Here is a 794-nt window from a genome sequence, read left to right as displayed (position 1 = left end):
CGTGGTAGAGAACGTTTTCTCGATGAGAGTATCGCTCAGATGCGGTCGAAGTGATCGTACCGTTCCTCGGTCGTTTTGATTGTCGCGTGACGGAGTCGGTTTCTGACATCGTACAGCGTGTATCCGCCCTCCTCATGGAGCATCCGGTAAGCGACGCTGTGTCGGAGGGTGTGTGGGGTCACGTCTCCGGCTTCCCCGGTCCCGCCTTCGATGCTCTGTGGGTGGACGCCGGCTTCTACAGCGAGTGCCCGGACGACGCGTCGAACGCTCTCGGGGGTCATCCGGTCGGCCTGGCGAGACGGGAACAGCGCCTCGCTCTCACGCCAGCGGTTGTTGAGGTACGACCGTAGCCGTGAGACGGTGTCGTAGGTACTCTCGTCGACGGCGAGGTTCATCTCCTCGTACTTCGGCGNCGGGTAGTCCTTCTGGATGTCAGCCGGGATGGCAAGGTAGGCAGGATCGTCGTCGAGGTGGAGGTAGTCGACGTCGACCTGGACGAGCTCGCCGACACGGAGACCGGTGTCGTAGAGCATCGCGACGATCGCCTCGTTTCTGTCACGCAGGTACGGTAGGAACTCGTCGCTCTGGGCGGCGGTTCGCAGGTCGCGGCCCTGCCCCGGCTTCAGCCACGCTCTCGCCCGACCGTGGGAATTTGTATTTTCGGGGGGCACAGTATGGTTCGTTTATAATGGCGACCCCTCTTAGTGGTAACGACTGTGGGTTTCTACTAACAGATTCCAACACTCGGTACTACTAAGTGGATGGCGGCTGGATACACCAGTAGCTCGGGACGG

At 60.9% G+C, this 794-nt stretch carries 1 protein-coding gene; it reads right to left on the bottom strand.

Annotated elements, in window-relative coordinates; translation table 11 throughout:
- Window positions 1-35: 35 nt before the first annotated feature.
- The gene (locus tag C470_RS00445) at window positions 36-671 is read right to left on the bottom strand and encodes a tyrosine-type recombinase/integrase (protein WP_049908484.1); all 636 of its coding nucleotides are present in this window, start codon (window positions 669-671) and stop codon (window positions 36-38) included.
- Window positions 672-794 lie beyond the last annotated feature (123 nt).

The organism is Halorubrum distributum JCM 13561 (genome assembly GCF_000337395.1).
GTDB classification, from domain to species: domain Archaea; phylum Halobacteriota; class Halobacteria; order Halobacteriales; family Haloferacaceae; genus Halorubrum; species Halorubrum distributum.
This window is presented reverse-complemented; position numbering and strand designations above follow the sequence as displayed.